Origin of the sequence: Paucidesulfovibrio longus DSM 6739, assembly GCF_000420485.1 — a bacterium.
Lineage (GTDB): Bacteria > Desulfobacterota > Desulfovibrionia > Desulfovibrionales > Desulfovibrionaceae > Paucidesulfovibrio > Paucidesulfovibrio longus.
Genome location: NZ_ATVA01000011.1, coordinates 260,716 through 277,932, shown reverse-complemented (window position 1 = coordinate 277,932; position 17,217 = coordinate 260,716). Strand labels below are relative to the sequence as shown.

Here is a 17,217-nt window from a genome sequence, read left to right as displayed (position 1 = left end):
TCCACTCCTTATGCGCCCCGGAGCGTCCGGGGGTTGCATTGCAGAACGGCTTCGTCTTCCGGGGAGGCTTCCGGCCCGACATCGGACCGGAATTCCGCGCCCAGGGAGGCGTAGAGGTCGAGGTACTTCTCCGCGGCCAGCTCCCAGGTGAATGCCTGGCGCATGGCCCGCTCCATCATACCCTGCCAGGCGGTCTTGTCGTTCCAGAGCCGCAGCGCGCGGTTCACCGCGTCCAGGAAAAGGCCCGGCTCCGGCTTGGCAAAGGTGAAGCCCGTGCAATAGGGGCTGGGGTGCGAGATGATGGTATCGATGAGCCCGCCCACGGCCGTGGCCACGGGCGGCGTGCCGAAGCGCAGCGCGTACATCTGGGTCAGGCCGCAGGGCTCGTACCGCGAAGGCATCAGGAAGATGTCCGACCCCGCGTGGATGCGGTGGGCAAGATCCTCGGAATAGCCGATGGCCCCGCCCAGTCTGCCGGGGTATTGCTCCACGAGTTCCTGGAGCCGGGCTTCGAACTCAAGATTGCCCTCGCCGAGGACGATGACCCCGACCTCGTTGCGCATCAGCTCCGGAAGGATCTCGAAAAGCAGGTCGATGCCCTTCTGCCTTCGCAGCCTGCCGATGAAGCAAAGCAGGGGCCGGTCCTCCAGCTGGTCCGCGAGATAGAACTCCCGCAGCAGGGCGCGCTTGCAGACGCGTTTCCCGTCCATGGATTCGGGCGCATACGCACAGGGCAGATATTTGTCGCTGTCCGGATCCCAGACCGAATAGTCCGCTCCGTTCAGAATGCCCCGAAGCCTGTCGCTTCGCTTCTGGAGAATTCCTTCCAGCCCGCAGCCGAAGGCCGGGGACAGAATCTCGCGCGCATAGGCCGGGCTGACCGTGGTCACGGCGTCGGCATAGGCGATGCCGCCCTTGAGCAGGTTGAAGTCGCCGTAATACTCGACGCCGTCGAGGTTCCAGGCCTCCCCCGGCAGGCCGCAGTTTTCGAAAAGCCGAAAGGAGAACCGTCCCTGAAAGGCCAGGTTGTGGATGGTCATGACCGATTTCGTGTCCTTCCAGAACGGATCGGTCTGCCGCAGGAAATGCAGGAAAACGGGCGCAAGCGCGCTTTGCCAGTCGTGGGAATGGATCACGGCGGGGGGCGTCTCGAACTGGCGGCACCAGGACAGGGCCGCGCGCACGAAAAACGTGAACCGTTCGCAATTGTCGAAATAATCGCCGTCATAGGTGTTGTAGTAGGCGCGGCGGTCGAAGTATTCGCCGCGCGCCACGAAATAGATCGGCACGCCCTGGTAGTCCGTGCGGTAGATCTCGGCAGTGACGGGGCTCCACGGATATCCCACGGGACAATCGGACCGGACCAGGCGGATCTCGTGTCCGGCGGTGCTCAGGCGGCCATAGAACGGCGTTATCACGCAGACCTCGGCCCCCTTGCAGTGCAGGGCCAAGGGCAGCGCCCCCATGACGTCGCCGAGGCCGCCGCTCTTGGAAAAGGGAAACATCTCCGAGGTCAGGAGAACGATGCGCGGCCTGTTGGTGGTTTCGTCCGTCACCCATGCCTCCGGTTCAGGTCCGCAGCGGCGCCGGGCAGGCTCCTGCGGTAGTCTTCAAGAATGCGTGCGTGGTCGAATGCCAGGGAGGGCAGGTCGTCCAGGGGCCATATCCGCACTCCGGCGGCGTCGTCTCCCGCCTTCAGCCGGGAAGGGTCCGCAGCCGCGGCCGCGTAGACAACGCTGAGGGTATGGTGGCGCGGGTCGCGCAACGGATCGGAATAGACTCCCACAAGACCCGTCAGGATCACGTCCAGACTCGTTTCCTCGCGCGCCTCGCGCAGGGCGGCCGCCTCGCAGCTTTCGCCGTAGTCCACGAAACCGCCGGGCAAGGCCCAGCCGTGCGGCTCGTTGGCGCGCTCCACAAGCACCACCCCCCGACCGGGCACATGGATGACCACGTCCACGGTCGGAAGCGGATTTCGATAAAACTCCACCTCCCGGCCACAATGCGGGCAGGATCGCGCCGTCTTCATCCAAGCCCCCCGAATCGCCGCTTTTCATGCCGTGCATTCTCGCGACGATCATCTGGTTCTATTCATAGCATACTGTCTACGGATGACAACCGATTGCGCATCTGTTTCGAAGAGTTCTTCAAATTTACGCAATCCCCGCCACCGAAAAACGAAAAAGGCTCTCCGGACCACCCGGAGAGCCTCATTCGAACACTGTGTCTGCAAAAGAAGAAGGATAATTTGTTATTAGCAGTCTTCGTGCCAGACTTCAGGGCCTGGACATTATTTGTTGAAAGATGAGCATAATCAAGATATTGCGCAAGAAAACAAATTCCATTCCCCGCCCGCCGCTCCATGAAAGCCGATCAATTTTTTATACCGGAGAATCGCGCTCCAGTTCTGTCCGGGGTGCCGCAAGCGCATAACACGCCAAGATTGCTGTAGAACAAAAAGTTGAACCGGGCAACGGCACCCGGTTCAAAAAATTCAACCCTCAATGTGGTTCCATCAGCAGTGGGATTGCAGCGGCAGACAAACACGAAAGCAGGTTCCCTTGCCGCGCTCGCTTTCCACCTGCACCCGGCCCTGGTGCGCCTCCACGATCTTCTTGACGATGGCCAGCCCCAAGCCGGTGCTGACCTCGCCCGCCGTGGGCCGGTTCGTCAGCTTCTGGAAGGAGACGAAAAGCTTGTCGCGTTCTGTCGAGGGAATTCCCGGGCCCTGGTCGCGAACCTGGAAGCAGACGTTTTCGTCCTCGCTCCAGGACTCCACGCTCACCAGGGTGTCGGGGGAAGAAAACTTGATGGCGTTGGTCAGCAGGTTGTCGATGACCTGTCCGATGCGGCGGCGGTCCACATTGGCGGACAAGGCCTCGTTGCGGTCGATGCGGATCTCGATGTTCTTGTCCCCGGCCATCAGCTGGGCCATGTCCACGCGCTCGACCATCAGCGAGGCGATGTCCTCCTGCTGGCAGCAGAGCTCCAGCCTGCCGCTCTCGATGACCGATATATCGAGAAGATCGCTGACCAGGGCGTTCATCTGCCAGCCGGCCAGCTGGATGTATTCGAGCATTTTCTGCTGGTTCTCGTCCAGGGCGCTCTTGGCGGTCTGGAGCAGGATGCCGGCGAAGCCGTTCACGGCGTTGATGGGGTTGCGCAGATCATGGGCGGCCATGCCGAGCAGGCGGTTCTTGATTTCGTCCAGTTCCCGCAGGCGTCGCTGCCGCTCCACCGTGTCCACCAGCTGGAACATGCGGGCCTGGAATTCCTCCCGCTCGAAGGGCTTGCGAAGAAAATCATTGGCGCCGTTCTTGATGAACCGCACTGAAAGCGGCTCGCCGCTGAAGGAAGAAATGCCGATGATCCCCAGATCCTTGAGTTCCCTGCGGGCGCGGATCTTGACGGTCAGCTCCACGCCGTCCATGCCATCCAGCTCGTAGTCCACCACGGCCAGCAGGAAATGGGGATCCTCCTGGAGCAAGGCCAGAGCCTGCTCGCCCGATTCCACGGTGACCACGTCCAGAAGATGCAGGGAAAGAAGGTTTTTGAGATAGCGCCGCATGGAGCGGGAATCGTCCACCACCAGGGCCTTGCGTCCGCGAATGCGGTGCAGCCGCCCCACCGCGGTCACGAGATTGTCCACGGCGTGACGGTTCTTGACCACGTAGTCGGTCACGCTCTTGGCCAGAATGCGCTGCCGGGTTTCCTGGGTGATGTCCGAGGTGAACACGAGACAGGGCAGGCCGTGCTCCAGCACGGCGTCCACCACTGCTCCGTCGTCCGAATCCGGCAGCGCCAGATCGACGATGGCGAGAAACCATTCGCCTTCCGCGAGGGCGGTGCGCGCCGCGGCCAGGGTGCCCACGGCCTGGGCATTGAACCGGAGATCCTTTTCAATGCGCCGCACCAATTCCGCCTGAACGGACTTGCTGTCCTCGATGACAAGGATGTTGGGAACCGGCATTGGTTTCATTCAGTCTCACAGCGTATCAGGATTCCGCAGCTTGCCAAAATGACCGGGCGCAGTAAAGCTCTCTTTTCCCGACAGGCGGCGCGGCTCAGTCGTCAAGAAACGCGAAGCCTTGCGCATGAAGAGCGGACAGCGGCACTGCGCCGTGACGAAGAACCTGAATGCGCCCGTCCGGGTGGGGCATGACCAGGGTGGAAGGAGCGCCCCCTTCGGGATAGGGCTGCGCCAGAAGCGCGGCGTCCGCGCGGGCGATCAGGTCCGGATCGAGTTCTTCGGGCCTCCCCGCAGCGGGACACCCGCTGAAATTCGCGCTGGTGGCCACCAGCGGGGCATGCAGCTCGCGAGAGAGCGCCGCCGCCAGCGGATGCGGCGTGCAGCGGACCGAGACGAAGCCGAGGGAGTCGCGGATGGGCCTGGGCACTTCGGCGCAGGCGCGGACCAGAATGGAGAGCGGGCCGGGCCAGAAGGCTTCGGCCAATGCGCGGACGCAGTCGGGAACGACCTCGGCCACCAGTTCGAGCATGTCCGGGGCCCCGATGATCAGGGGCAGGGGTTTGGCTTCGGGCCGCTGCTTGATGCGCAGCACCCGCAGCGCCGAATCCCTGGAAAGCCCGTGGCAGCCGAGGGCGTAGAGGGTTTCCGTAGGGTAGATGACCACTCCGCCGTCGCGCAGGGTCTGAAGTACGCTTCGCATGGGAACCCTCTAGCAGAAAAGAGTTCCCGGGTCAGCGGCTTTTCAAGGAATCCGAAATATCGTACCAAGCCGTAACAGGAGGCCGCATGTCCGCATCCCCTATACATTGCGATCCCGACTTCGGAGAATCCGTGCTCCAGACCCTGCGGCCCGCCGCGCCGACATGGCCCCTGGGCATCGAAGAGGACCGCACCGCCCTGGCTTTTGGGCACGGCATGTTGCGCATGGGCGTCGAACGCGCTCCCGCGCTGCTTCCGGCGGCGCGGGAGCTGCTGCTCTGGAATTGGCAGCGCCGCCCGCTGAGCCTCGACGCCCTGACGCCCCTACTCGAAGCGGGCCGGACGCAACCCTTCACCCCGCCGCTGCCCCGCTTCCTGCGAAAGCTGCACGCGGCCCTGGCCCGCCCGCTGGACAGCGAACCGCTCCGCGCGGCCATGGACGCCGGGGAACAGGCCTTGGCGCTCAAGCACCTGCTGCTGCGCGTGCGCCAGCCCGGCGAAGGAATCTTCTGGCTCGCGGCCTCCTGGGACTGGCTGCTGCGTCTTGGGCGGGAGGATCTTCCCCCCTCGCTTCTGGACGCCGCGGACGTGGAGCCCGACCTGCTTCCGCTCAAGAACCGGCTCCGGGCCGAGTGGGCGCTGCACTACCTGCCCCCGAAGCAGGCCCTGGCCCACGCGCAGGCGCTGAGCCCGGAACTCTGGTCCCCCTTCTCCGACTATCTCCGCGCGGAGCTTCCCCTGCGCATGGATGAACGGGCCGAAGGAATCCGGCTGCTCGCCGGCGTCTGGCGACGGCTGCCCTGGCATCCCCAGCTGACCCTGAAGCTCTCCAATCTGCTCGAACCGCCCGTTCCGGCCTCGGACGAGGATTATTCCGACACCTGCGTCCTGGTCTATTCATGGAACAAGGCCGAACTGCTGGAGCAGACCCTGCGCAGCCTCGCGGCCAGCGACCTGCGCCGCGCCCTGGTCGTGGCCCTGGACAACGGCTCCTCCGACGCCACTGCGGAAACGGTGCGCCGCTGCCGTTCGCTGTTCGCTCCGGGCCGTTTCCTGGACGTGCGCCTGCCCGTGAACGTGGGCGCGCCCGCCGCGCGGAACTGGCTGCTCTCCCTGCCGGAAGTCCGCGCCTGCCGCAGGGCCGCCTTTCTGGACGACGACGTGCTCCTGCCCGCGGACTGGCTGGTGCGTCTCGGCAGGGCCATGGATGAAAGCGGCGCGGACGTGGCCGGGTGCAGAATCATTTCGGCCTCGGCGCCCGCCTGCATCCAGTCCGCGGACTACCACCTGCTCCCTCCCGGCCAGTGTCCGTCCACCTTCCAGGAACGCGAAGACAACATCCTGATCTTCGACAATTGCGCCAACGCCCTGGACCTGGGGCTTTTCAGCTACCGTCGCCCGGCGCTTTCCGTGTCCGGCTGCTGCCACCTGCTGAGCATGGAGGGGGTGCGCCGGGCCGGAGACTTCGACATCCGCTTCTCTCCGACCCAGTTCGACGACCTGGAACGCGACCTGCGCGTTGGGCTGAACGGCATGAAGGTGGTCTACGAAGGGCGACTGGCCGTGCGGCACGTCCAGCACTCCAGCCTGGCCAAGGCCCAGACCCTGGCGGGCATAGGCCACGTCTTCGGCAACCGCATCAAGCTGGAGGGGAAGTACGGGCGCGAGGAGATCAAGGCGCTCGGCGACAGGCACCGGGAAACGCTCTGGACCGATCTGCTCGCCCGGCGCAAGGCCCTGCTTCAGGGGCTGCCGCCGCAAACCTGCGAAGAATGAACCGCAAGCCGAATCGGCCCGCCCCGCATCGCGCGAAAAGGGCGGACCCGACGCGGGCAAAGGCGGCAGGCAACGCCGAGCCGCCATGCCGTAGCGCTAGCGCTCGCGCCAGAGCGCCTCGTATTCCAGGAGTTCCTCATCGCTGAGGGAGGGGATGTCGTACATGGAGTTGGCGTCGCGCTGGCTGGACGCCTCGTAGAGGATCAAGGCGGCGGCGACGGATACGTTGAAGCTCTGGATCATGCCGCGCATGGGGATATAGATCTCGTCGGGCACGAGTTCGGCAAGCTCCGGAGAGGTGCCGCGATGCTCGTTGGAAAGGATCACCGCCGTGGGCCGCGTGAAATCGCATTCCGCGAGTTCGTGCGCCGTCTCGGAGAAGCCCGTCCGCAAAATCTGATAGCCCTGCGAACGAAGCCCGCCTATCATTTCCGCCGCGCTGTCGTGGCGCGTGCGGTCGACCCATTTGAGCGCCGATGCCGAAGACTTTTTGCCGATATCGGGCCACTTTGCAGTCGTATAATATAGATGAACGCCGAGCACGCCGAAGGCGTCGCAACTGCGCAGCACAGCGGAAACATTGTGCGGATCCCAGATGTTATCCATAATCAGGGTCAGATCTTTTTGGCGGAGCCGCAACACGTCGCGGATGCGCTCCAGCCGCTGGGGAGTAATCTCTCGTGGCATGTCGCGTGCCTACCCGATTATGCCTTTGCGCGCAAGATGCACGGGATTTCGAATTTCCCCTTTGTATTCCCATTGTTTTTTGATAACGTGGCTGACGATGCAACAACACTTTTTCCCATCGACGCGAGGACGACATGCGTGCGCTTATCGTCGAAGATGAATTCCTGAGTCGCAAAGTTCTGCGCTCCTTCCTGACCACCGCCTTCGAGGTCGAAGTCGTGGTCAACGGCAAGGAAGCCCTGGATGCCTTTCGCCTGGCCCACAAGGAAGGCAACCCATACGAACTGATCCTCATGGACATCATGATGCCCGAAGTGGACGGCATGGAAGCTCTGGAGCGTATCCGCGACATGGAACGCGAGCTGGACATCGCCAATCCCGTCAAGGTGATCATGACCACGGCCCTCGACGACCCCAAGACCGTCATCCGATCATTCCACGACGGCGAAGCTTCCGGGTACATCGTCAAGCCTGTGGACAAGGACAAGCTCTACGGCGAATTGGAAAAGCTCGGGCTGCTGGCCAAGTAGCGAGGAATCCGCATGACCATCGATCCCATGGTCGAAGAATTTTTTGCGGAAGTGAACGACAAGTACTATCCGCAAGTCATCGAAGGACTTGAACTTCTCGACAGCGGAAACGTCGCGGAAGGCATCGAGATCCTCGCTCGCCCGATCCATACGATCAAGGGCGTGGCCGGATTCATGAGCGGATTCGAGCCGGCCTCCTCCTTCACCCACAAGGTCGAAGACTTTCTCAAGGCTCTCCAGGCGGAAAAGATCGAGTGCAACGAGGGAAACCTCGCCCTGGCAGGACGCGGCGTGACCGCGATCTTCCAGGTTCTGGAGCAAATCCGGACGGAAGGGGCGCTGAACCAGCAGGAAGCCGACGAGATCCTGAAGCTTCTGGCCGACGCGGCCGGAGGCAAGCGCAAGGAGCTCGCCCCCAGCGCGGACTGCTTCAGGCTCGTTCGCCAAGACGGATACTCCATCATCCGCGTGACCTGCCCCCGGCTGCACCTGGAGGGACATCGCCTGGCCCTCGGAGAGCAACTGGGCAAGATCGCCGACGGAGAGGACGCCGTTCTCGATCTGGAAGAGGTACGCACCATGGGCTCCTCGGTCTGGCAGAGCATCACGGGCCACGCCGCCCGGCTTCAGCTCGCAGCGGCGGGCATGCGCGGATCCTGCCGCGCCACCTTTTACGCCTGGGGCTTCGACAGGTATTTCGAAAGCTACTCCAACCTCGAGGCCTATCTGCAACGGCAGCAGGCACGCCGGGAGCGCAGCGCATGATCGAGAGCATCCAGAAATGCATCGAGGGATTCGAGCGCAGCATCCTGGATTCGGAGCAGAACGGCGGCGCAGGCATCAAGGACGTCCTGGACAGCCTTGGCCTCTCCCATGTGAAGCTGCCCTCCGCGCAGGTCATCGCCCTGATGGACATGCTCGCGGACGGCATCACTCCGGTCAGCGCCGACATCACCACGGCCCTGCTGGGCATCTGCGAGGGGTACAAGAAGCTGCTCTTCGCCATGTCCGGCCTTCTGGAAGAAGGGGCCATGAACGCCCTCCAGGTCCAGACGGAACCGCCGCAAGAGGCGATAGCCCCCAAACCCGTGGCCGCCGAACCCGAAGCGGACGAACTCGGCGAAGCCTTGCCCGATCAACCGGAATCCGAGGGCCAGACGCAGCAGCAGGCCGCGGCCCAGGCCATCAAGGCTTCGAGCATTTCCTCCATCCGCGTGGACACCGAGCGCCTGGACAGGATCATCGAGCTGGTCGGCAAGCTGATGGTCACCTACGCGGTCATCTCCCAGGCGGGGGGAACCGGGGCCAGCCAAACCGCCAGCAGCTTGCGCGAGCTGGACATCATCATCACCAACCTGCAAACCGAGGTCAACGCGGTCCGCCTCGTGCCGCTGAAGCAGATTTTCGTGCCCATGCACCGCCTCGTGAACAGCCTGGCCCAGAAAATGGGCAAGAAGATCAGCTTCGAGATCCTGGGCGACAGCCTGGCCCTGGACAAGACCATCGTGGAGAGCCTCAACGAACCCCTGGTGCATCTGCTGCGCAACGCCGTGGACCACGGCCTCGAAATGCCGGAGGAACGGGAGGCCGCCGGAAAGCCGCCTACCGGATCAGTCCGGCTCTCGGCCGCGCGCAGAGGGGAGAACGCCTACATCGAAATCCGCGACGACGGACGCGGCCTGAACCCGGAGCGCATCCGCTCCAAGGCCCTGGAAAAGGGGCTGCTCACCGGGGACGAGGAACTCAGCGAATCCGAAATCTTCCGACTCATCCTGACCTCCGGCTTCAGCACCGCGGAAAAGGTCACGGACGTGTCCGGTCGCGGCGTGGGCATGGACGCCGTGCTCAACGTCATCCGCAACACCCTGGACGGCGAGATCGACATCGCCAGCGAATACGGGCGGGGTTCGACCTTCACCCTGGAAATTCCCCTTTCCCGCTCGGCCAACGAGGGAATCGTGGAAGCGCTGGTCTGCCGCCTGGGCAAGGAACTGTTCATCATCCCCAGCCAGGACGTGGTCGAGATCTACCTGCCGCGCAAGCGCGACATGGTCGATCTGCCGGACGGCAGGCAGACCGTGGACGTGCGGGGCGAGGTGCACACCCTGCTCCGGCTGGGCGATTACCTTGACATCGCGACGGATATCGAGGACATGACCCGTGCCCAGGCCGTGGTCGTCCGCGTCGGCGAGCTCAAGACCGCCATTCTCGTGGACGAGGTTCTGCGCCAGCAGCAGGTGGTCATCACCAAATTCACGCTGCCCGTGGGCGAAATCTTCTCCCTGCCCATCCTCGGCTTCGGCATGATGGGCGAATCCGACGCCCTCGTGGTCGATGTGGAAGCGCTTTTGCGCTCCTTCTGCCTGGAACCCGCCGCGACCTGAGTCCGGCCGAGCCCCTTCCGGAGCCGCCCGATACATGAACTACGCCATTCTTCTCGCCGCATACGGCTCCCGCAAGCCCGACGCCCAGGCCGCCCTGAGCCGCATCCGCGACATGGTCCGCGCCGAGTATCCGGGCGTGCCCTGCGAAGTGGCCTACACTTCGCAGCACGTTCGCAAGATGCTGGAAGAAAAGGGCGAGTCCGCTCCGGGCCTGCGCTCCCGCCTGGAAGAACTCGCGGACAAAGGCTTGCGCCGCGTGGCCATTCAGTCCCTGCACGTCATTCCGGGCCGGGAATTTCACGACATCCTGTCCCTGTCCAACGAGCTGGTCCTGCGCGACGAAAGCTTCGAGCGCATCGAGGTGGGTTTTCCGCTCCTGGCCGGGGAGCAGGATCTGGAGCACGTTGCAAAGGCCCTGCTGACCATCGCGGAACGCCACGCCCCCCAAGAGGGCGCCGTGCTCTTCATGGGCCACGGCAGCCGCCATCCGGGCAGCGAATATTACGACGCCCTCAACGAATTGCTCCAGGAGCACAACCCTCTCGTGTTCGTGGCGCCCATCGACGGTCCCGAAATCCTCGAAGCCCGCGACAAGCTGGCGCGCCTGGGCATCCGCAAGGCCGCCCTGCTTCCCTTTCTGTTCGGCGCGGGCTGGCACGCCCTGCGCGACCTGGCCGGGGACCGGCCGGAATCCTGGGAAAGCCTGCTCACGGAGGCCGGCCTGGAGTGCGAAGTGGTGCTCCTCGGCGCTGCCGAGCATCCGGAATTGTCCAAGATATGGCTCGCGCATCTGCACGACGCAATACAACGCCTGCAACGCTGCTGACCCCTCTCCGGACGCGAAAACGCCTGTCGGGGACGCCGTCCTCCGGCTCCGCCGCCCGTGCCCGTCCGCCCGCCACCGGGACTCCAAGCACCGCCCATTTACAGCACCGGGCCCCTGGGATACGGTAATCGCCCCATAAAGGAACCCGAATGGAACGCATCGTCATCACCCTGCCGGAAGGCACCCGCCGGGAAACCGCCACGGATCCGAACCAGACCCTGGCGCAGGCCGTATTTTTGCTCGGCCTCTGGGAAAACGTGCCGCTCTGTTCCGGGCTGGGGAAATGCGGGCTCTGCCGCGTGCGATTCACCAGCAGCGCGCCCGCGCCTCGACGGGAGGAAATCGCCCGTCTGGGGCAGAACGACGTGGACAAGGGCTGGCGGCTCTCCTGCCTGCATCCCGCGACCCCCTGCGAAATCGAACTGCCGCAGCCGACCCGCGCGGCCCGGCCGCGCCGCGAGGGCAGGCTCGACGCGCGCGGACAAACGGCCCTGGCCGTGGATCTCGGCACGACGACCCTGCACTGGGCCGCCTTGCAGGGCGGCAAGATCACCGCGTCCGGCTCGGAACTGAACGCGCAGATCGGCCTCGGCGGCGAAATCATGGCCCGGCTGGCCTTTTCCCTCCGGCCCGGCGGCGGGGACATCCTCCGCAACCTGGTTCTCGACCAGCTCAAGCTCCTGTCCGCTTCGCTGAACATCCCGGTGGATTCCCTCTGCATCGCGGGCAATCCGGCCATGCTCGCCCTGCTGCTCGGCAGAAACGCCTCCTGTCTGGCGTCCTCGCCCTACGCGCTGCCGCTGCGGGGCGGAAGCCTCGAACGGCTCGATCCGGCCCTGCCCCCGGCCTATCTGCCGCCGCTCTACGCGCCGTTCGTGGGAGCCGATCTTTCCGCGGGGTTCGCCTCCCTGGTCCTCGCACCGGACGCCCGGCCGGAATACCCCTTCCTTTTGGCGGATCTGGGCACCAACGGGGAATTCATCCTGGCCCTCTCGCCCTCGGAATTGCTCTGCGCGAGCGTGCCCATGGGCCCGGCCCTGGAAGGCGTGGGACTGCGCTGCGGCCGCACCGCCGGACCGGGCGCCGTCACCGGCTTCACCCTCGGCCCGGCCGGACCGACTCCGCAATATTTCGAGAACGACCAGAACGGCCCGCCCGGCATCACCGGAACCGGACATCTTTCCCTGGTGGCCCTGCTGCTGCGGGCCGGACTGCTGCGCACCGACGGGCGCTTCCTTGCCGACGCCGCGCAAAACGCGGCCACTCCGCTGCTGGGACGGCTCGCGGCCCGGCTCTTCACGGCGCAGGACGAGCCCGCGTTTCGCGTCAACGACGACCTCGCCCTGCCCGCCTCGGACGTGGAACAGATTCTCAAGGTCAAGGCCGCCTTCAACCTGGCTTTTTCGCGCCTGCTGGCCGAGGCGGGGTTGCTGCCGGGCGACCTCGCGGCCCTGCACCTGGCCGGAGCCATGGGAGAGCATGTTTCCCTCGCGGATCTGGAAACTCTGGGATTCCTGCCTGCGGGACTGGCCGCACGCACGCGCAAGCAAGGCAACACCTCCCTGCGCGGGGCGGTTCTGCTGCTCCAATCGCCCCAGGTCCGCAAGGATCTGGAAGGCATGGCCCCGCCCCGGCTGGTGGACCTCGCCGCCGACCCCGAACTCGGCAGTCAATTCATGCAAAGGATGGTCTTCGCCCATGTCCGCTAAACGCCTTTCGACCCTGTTTCCCAAGCCCAACGAGACCGTGACCGCGCACCTCGCGGTTTTCGGCCGCGCGCTGGACAAAATCCACCCGCTCAAGGGACGCCACCTTGAAACCCTGCCCTACGGCATTCGCGACCTCTCCCGGATGCTCACGGACGAGCGCGGCGAGATCAACAACGACTACATGGGCAACCCCGGCTCCCGGACCGCCTATCTGCGCTATTTCCTTCCCTGGAACCTCTATCGGCTCGTGCGGCTCTTTCAAGGCCTGGATCGCGACGGCCTTGGCATCGCCCCTGCGGAGGGAGCCACCGTGGCCGACCTCGGCTCCGGTCCCCTGACCGTGCCTCTGGCCCTCTGGATCGCGCTGCCCGAATTGCGCACGCGCCGCCTGCGCCTGGTCTGCGTCGACCGCACGCCCGGCATCATGCGCGACGGCCTGGCCCTGCTGCGCGAAATGGCGGGCGAAGAACTGCCCTGGAAGATCGATCTGGTCAAAGGCCCCATGCACACGGAAATCCATGGTCGGGCGGACCTGCTCGTGGCGGCCAACGCGCTCAACGAACTGCACTGGGGACCGGGCGGCAGCCTGCCCACCCAGGCCGAGCGCGTGACCTCCATCCTGCGCAAGAACATGGCGGACGACGGAAAGCTCCTGATCATCGAGCCGGGAACGCGGCGCTCCGGCACCATCCTTTCCCACCTGCGCCGCGAATGCCTGGACCAGGGCTTTGCTCCGCTTTCCCCCTGCCCCCACGCGGAGGAATGCCCCATGCCCGGCACGGGCAGCAAGCCCTGGTGCCATTTCCGACTGCCCGTCACGGGCGTTCCGCGCTGGTTGCAGGCCCTGTCCAACCGGGCCGGACTGCCCAAGAACGACACAAGCATCAGCTTCCTGTTCATGAGCCGCGCCGCCGCGCCCCAGTCCGACCGGGTCCGCGCCGTCTCGAATATTTTTCCCATTCCGGACGGAGCAGGCCAATACGGCTGCTGCGAGCGCGGACTCGTGCTCATCCAGGCCCCGAATCTCAGCCGGGGCGGCTGGCCGGGCGACCTGCTCGTTCCGCAGTGGCCGGAACACGTTGACAACGACCCCAAATCCGGCGCCCTGATCCTTCCGCTCGACCCGGAACGCAAGCCGCGCCCCGCACCGCGCGCCGCCGAACCGGACGAGTCCGGCGGCAAGTCCGCGCGCACGCCCCGCTCCGGCACCGGCAAGGGCGGCATCGGCGAACGCTACGAACGCGCCCCCAAGCCCGCTTCCCCCCGCCGCAAGCCCCGCGAGGGAAAAGAGGAACGGAGCGCACCGGCGGGAAAACGCCGCCAGGAAGCCCCGGACAAACGCAAACCCAGCTCGGACAAGCGCCGCAAACCTAAAAAGCCATGAACGTCATCGACCTTGGATTGATTTCCTACCAGCAGGCCCTGGAGCTCCAACTGCAAACCCACGCCGACGTGCTGGCCGGAGGCGAGCCGACCCTTTTTCTGCTGGAGCATCGTCCGGTGATCACCCTGGGACGGCAGGGCGGACTTGCCAACCTGCACGTGCCCGAAGCCTTTCTGCGCGAGCGCGGCATCGAGCTGGCGCGGACCACGCGCGGCGGCAACATCACTTGCCATTTTCCGGGCCAACTCGTGGGCTACCCCATCCTGCCCGTGGAAAAACGACCCGGCGGGCTGAAGCAGCTCTTCTTCGACATCGAGGAAAGCGTCATCCGGACCGCCGCCCGTTTCGACGTGGCCGCGCGGCGGCGCGAAGGCCACCCCGGCGTCTGGACCGACAAGGGCAAGCTCTGCTCCATCGGCATCGCCGTGAAAAAATGGGTCAGCTACCACGGCCTGGCCCTCAACGTTTCCAGCGACACCACCCTTTTCGACCTGATCACGCCTTGCGGCATCCAGGGAGCGCGGCCCACTTCGCTCTCGGCCGAGGCCGGGCGCGAGATTTCCATGCACGAGGTGAAAGATGTCTTCCGAGAAGAATTCCAGGCCGTTGCGCATCCCGCCCTGGCTTAGGGTCAAGCTGCCCGAAAGCCCGAACTTTTCCGGCACGCGCGAACTGCTCAAAGACCTGCACCTGAACACGGTCTGCCAGAGCGCCAAATGCCCCAACTGCTGGGAGTGCTTCTCGCGCAAGGTGGCCACGTTCATGATCATGGGCAGCCAGTGCACGCGCAACTGCGCCTTCTGCAACATCACGCCCGGACGCCCGCAGCCCCTGGACCCGGACGAGCCGCGCCGCGTGGCCGAAGGCGCGAAACGCCTGGGCCTGCGGCACGTTGTCGTGACCTCCGTGACCCGCGACGACCTGCCGGACGGCGGGGCCGCGCACTTCGCTGCCACCATCCGGGCGCTGCGCGCCGCCCAGCCGGACTGCACCGTGGAAGTGCTCATCCCGGACTTTCAGGGCGACCGCGATGCCCTGAAGACGGTGCTCGACGCCGGACCGGACATCCTCAACCACAACGTGGAGACCGTGCCCGGCCTCTATGACCGCATCCGGCCCCAGGCGGAGTATCGCCAAAGCCTCGACCTGCTGGCCCGCTCCAAGGAAATCGCGCCGGAAATCCCCACCAAGTCCGGCCTGATGGTCGGGCTGGGGGAAACGGACGAGGAACTGCTGCGCGCGGTCAAGGATCTTGCGGCGGTACGCTGCGACATCGTGACCGTGGGCCAGTACATGCGCCCCACGCGCGAACACCCGGAAGTGCGGCGCTATGTGCACCCGGACGTTTTCGAGGAGTATGCCGAGGCAGGGAAGAAGCTGGGCGTGCCGCAGATGTATTGCGCCCCGCTGGTGCGCAGCAGCTACAATGCTGCGAAGTTTCTCGAAAAACGCCCTGCGGAAGACTGAGGCCCGCACAGCGGGCGGACGGAATCCAGAAAAAAGCCGTGCCCCTCTCGGAGGCACGGCTTTTACTTTTCCCGCCAGTCCTTGATGTTCAGCTCGATCTTGGGCACGCCGTTGAAGCGGTCGATCTTGGGCGTGAAGGCGAAACGCAGCACCTTGCCCTTGAGGTCGTAGGGAAACTGTTCGGCCATGCGCCAGGCCTTGGCCGAGAGCACCGCCTTGGCCTCCATGTCGGCCAGGGTCATGCGCACGTGGTTCTTGCCGAAAACGCGGTGCTCGCGCACCTGCACGGGCGGGGTCGCGAATACCGGCTCGGGATTGCCCATGCCGAAAGGCTGGAGCTGTTCCAGATTCTTGAGCAGGTTGAAATCGACGGCGGAAAGGGGCAGTTCGCTGTCCACCTTGAGCGACGGGGTCAGCGGCTCCTCGCCGAGCTGGACGACGCAGGCCGCATGGAATCTTGCGCGCAGGGCATCCAGATTTTCCGCGGGCAGGGAAAGCCCGGCGGCCTGTCTGTGGCCGCCGAATCCGGCCAGCAGGTCCGCGCATGCGCAAAGCGCGCCGTGCAGGTCGAATTCCGAGATGCTCCTGCCGGACCCCTTGAGCACGCCTCCCTCCTCGCAGAGCAGAAGCGTGGGCCGATAATGCCTCTCGACCACCCGCGAGGCCACGATGCCGATGATTCCGGGATGCCAGTGCGGCGCCATGAGCACGAGGCCCATGGCTTTGGGGAAGAGCCGGAGCTGCTGCTCGGCCTGTTCCAGGGCTTCGGCGAGGATCGAGTCTTCCTCGCTCCGGCGCTCGGCGTTCATGCGGTCCAGCTTTTCCGCCAGGGGCCGGGCCGTGGCCAGGTCCGGGGCCAGGAGCAGGTCCAGGGCGGTCTGCGGATCGCCGAGCCGTCCCGCGGCGTTGATGCGCGGCGCCAGGCCGAAGCCGATCTGCCCCGCGCCGAGCGCGGCCAGACGATCGTAGCCGCTGACCTCCTTGAGCGCGCCGATGCCCGGACGCTTGGCGTCCTTGATCATAAGCAGGCCGTTCTTGACAAGAATGCGATTCGGCCCGGTCAGCGGGACAACGTCGGCCACGGTGCCCAGGGCGACGAGGTCCAGCAACGGCCGCCAATCAATCTGTTTCGGCATCAGCCTGTTCAGCTCGGCCATGAGCAGCAGCGCGACCCCCACCCCGGCCAGGTCCGCGCAGGGACATTCCCCGTCCGCGCAGGCCAGCTTGGGGTTGCACACGGCCTGGGCATCCGGCGGAAACTCGCCGGGAAGGTGATGGTCCGAAACCACCACGACCATGCCCAGCTCGCGGGCGCGGGCCACGGGCTCATGGTCCGATATGCCGCAGTCCACGGTGAGCAGCAGCCGGACGCCCTCTTCGTAAAGCTGTTCCACGCCTTCCACGTTCATGCCGTAGCCGTGCTCCAGACGGTTGGGCAGAAAGTGGCGCACCTCCACCCCGTGCTCCGCGAGAAAGTTTTTCACCAGCGCCGTGGAGGTGACGCCGTCCACGTCGTAGTCGCCCCAAACGGCCAAGGGCAGCCCTTCGGCAATGCCCTGGGCCAGGACGCGGGCAGCCTCGGCAAGGCCGGGGATGCAGCCGGGCCGCTCCAGGTGGCGCAGCAGGGGACTGAGGAAACGATCCATCTCGCCGAGGGTTTTCAAGCCACGGCTGGACAATATTTCCACAATGAGAGGGGAAACGCCCAGTTCCTGGGCCATGCGATCCGAATCGGCGGGGCTGCCGCCCCGCTCGCGAAACTTCCAGATGTTCGGCAAAACGCCT

The 17,217-nt window shown here is 65.2% G+C and carries 15 protein-coding genes; 9 read left to right on the top strand and 6 right to left on the bottom strand.

Features of this window, described 5'->3' with window-relative positions:
• Positions 1–8: 8 nt before the first annotated feature.
• The 4 genes from glgA to G452_RS0102985 form a co-directional block, all read right to left on the bottom strand.
• A complete protein-coding gene (gene glgA / locus G452_RS17820) occupies positions 9–1,556 on the bottom strand; it encodes a glycogen synthase GlgA (protein ID WP_022660780.1) in 1,548 nt (515 codons plus the stop codon).
• Positions 1,553–2,029 carry an NUDIX domain-containing protein gene (locus tag G452_RS0102995; RefSeq protein ID WP_022660779.1) on the bottom strand — a complete coding sequence of 159 codons (477 nt, stop codon included), beginning with the start codon at positions 2,027–2,029 and terminating at the stop codon, positions 1,553–1,555. The genes glgA and G452_RS0102995 overlap by 4 nt, the downstream gene beginning before the upstream one ends.
• A gap of 486 nt (positions 2,030–2,515) precedes the next feature.
• Complete coding sequence (locus tag G452_RS0102990; RefSeq protein WP_081650444.1) at positions 2,516–3,979, bottom strand: sensor histidine kinase; 1,464 nt, start codon at positions 3,977–3,979, stop codon at positions 2,516–2,518.
• 85 nt (positions 3,980–4,064) lie between these two features.
• Positions 4,065–4,670: an L-threonylcarbamoyladenylate synthase gene (locus G452_RS0102985; protein WP_022660777.1), complete on the bottom strand. Its 606-nt coding sequence runs from the start codon at positions 4,668–4,670 to the stop codon at positions 4,065–4,067.
• An 86-nt stretch (positions 4,671–4,756) separates the two neighbouring features.
• Between G452_RS0102985 and G452_RS17815 the strand changes: the two genes are divergently transcribed.
• The gene (locus G452_RS17815; protein ID WP_022660776.1) at positions 4,757–6,445 is read left to right on the top strand and encodes a glycosyltransferase family 2 protein; all 1,689 of its coding nucleotides are present in this window, start codon (positions 4,757–4,759) and stop codon (positions 6,443–6,445) included.
• 96 nt (positions 6,446–6,541) lie between these two features.
• Here the strand turns inward: G452_RS17815 and G452_RS0102975 are convergent, their stop codons facing one another.
• Positions 6,542–7,132, bottom strand: a complete 591-nt coding sequence (locus G452_RS0102975) for a TrmH family RNA methyltransferase (protein ID WP_022660775.1) — start codon at positions 7,130–7,132, stop codon at positions 6,542–6,544.
• Between the two features lie 134 nt (positions 7,133–7,266).
• On the opposite strand from G452_RS0102975, the gene G452_RS0102970 reads away from it, so the two are divergent.
• The 8 genes from G452_RS0102970 to lipA all read left to right on the top strand — a co-directional run bounded on the left by G452_RS0102970 (position 7,267) and on the right by lipA (position 15,432).
• The gene (locus tag G452_RS0102970) at positions 7,267–7,662 is read left to right on the top strand and encodes a response regulator (RefSeq protein ID WP_022660774.1); all 396 of its coding nucleotides are present in this window, start codon (positions 7,267–7,269) and stop codon (positions 7,660–7,662) included.
• Positions 7,663–7,674: 12 nt separating this feature from the next.
• Entirely contained in the window at positions 7,675–8,427 is a 753-nt protein-coding gene (locus G452_RS0102965) for an Hpt domain-containing protein (RefSeq protein WP_022660773.1), read from the top strand.
• Positions 8,424–10,046 (top strand): chemotaxis protein CheA, encoded by a 1,623-nt coding sequence (locus tag G452_RS0102960; RefSeq protein ID WP_022660772.1) that lies wholly within the window; start codon positions 8,424–8,426, stop codon positions 10,044–10,046. Before G452_RS0102965 ends, G452_RS0102960 begins: the two co-directional genes overlap by 4 nt.
• 34 nt (positions 10,047–10,080) lie before the next feature.
• The gene (locus tag G452_RS0102955) at positions 10,081–10,872 is read left to right on the top strand and encodes a sirohydrochlorin cobaltochelatase (protein WP_022660771.1); all 792 of its coding nucleotides are present in this window, start codon (positions 10,081–10,083) and stop codon (positions 10,870–10,872) included.
• Between the two features lie 149 nt (positions 10,873–11,021).
• Entirely contained in the window at positions 11,022–12,581 is a 1,560-nt protein-coding gene (locus tag G452_RS0102950) for an ASKHA domain-containing protein (RefSeq protein WP_022660770.1), read from the top strand.
• A complete protein-coding gene (locus tag G452_RS17810) occupies positions 12,571–13,965 on the top strand; it encodes a small ribosomal subunit Rsm22 family protein (protein ID WP_022660769.1) in 1,395 nt (464 codons plus the stop codon). The genes G452_RS0102950 and G452_RS17810 overlap by 11 nt, the downstream gene beginning before the upstream one ends.
• Positions 13,962–14,594 (top strand): lipoyl(octanoyl) transferase LipB, encoded by a 633-nt coding sequence (gene lipB, locus G452_RS0102940; protein WP_022660768.1) that lies wholly within the window; start codon positions 13,962–13,964, stop codon positions 14,592–14,594. Before G452_RS17810 ends, lipB begins: the two co-directional genes overlap by 4 nt.
• Positions 14,545–15,432 carry a lipoyl synthase gene (gene lipA, locus G452_RS0102935; RefSeq protein ID WP_027188971.1) on the top strand — a complete coding sequence of 296 codons (888 nt, stop codon included), beginning with the start codon at positions 14,545–14,547 and terminating at the stop codon, positions 15,430–15,432. The genes lipB and lipA overlap by 50 nt, the downstream gene beginning before the upstream one ends.
• A gap of 62 nt (positions 15,433–15,494) precedes the next feature.
• On the opposite strand, the gene recJ is transcribed toward lipA, so the two are convergent.
• Positions 15,495–17,210, bottom strand: coding sequence for a single-stranded-DNA-specific exonuclease RecJ (gene recJ / locus G452_RS0102930; protein ID WP_022660766.1), 1,716 nt, complete (start codon positions 17,208–17,210; stop codon positions 15,495–15,497).
• Between the last annotated feature and the right edge of the window lie 7 nt (positions 17,211–17,217).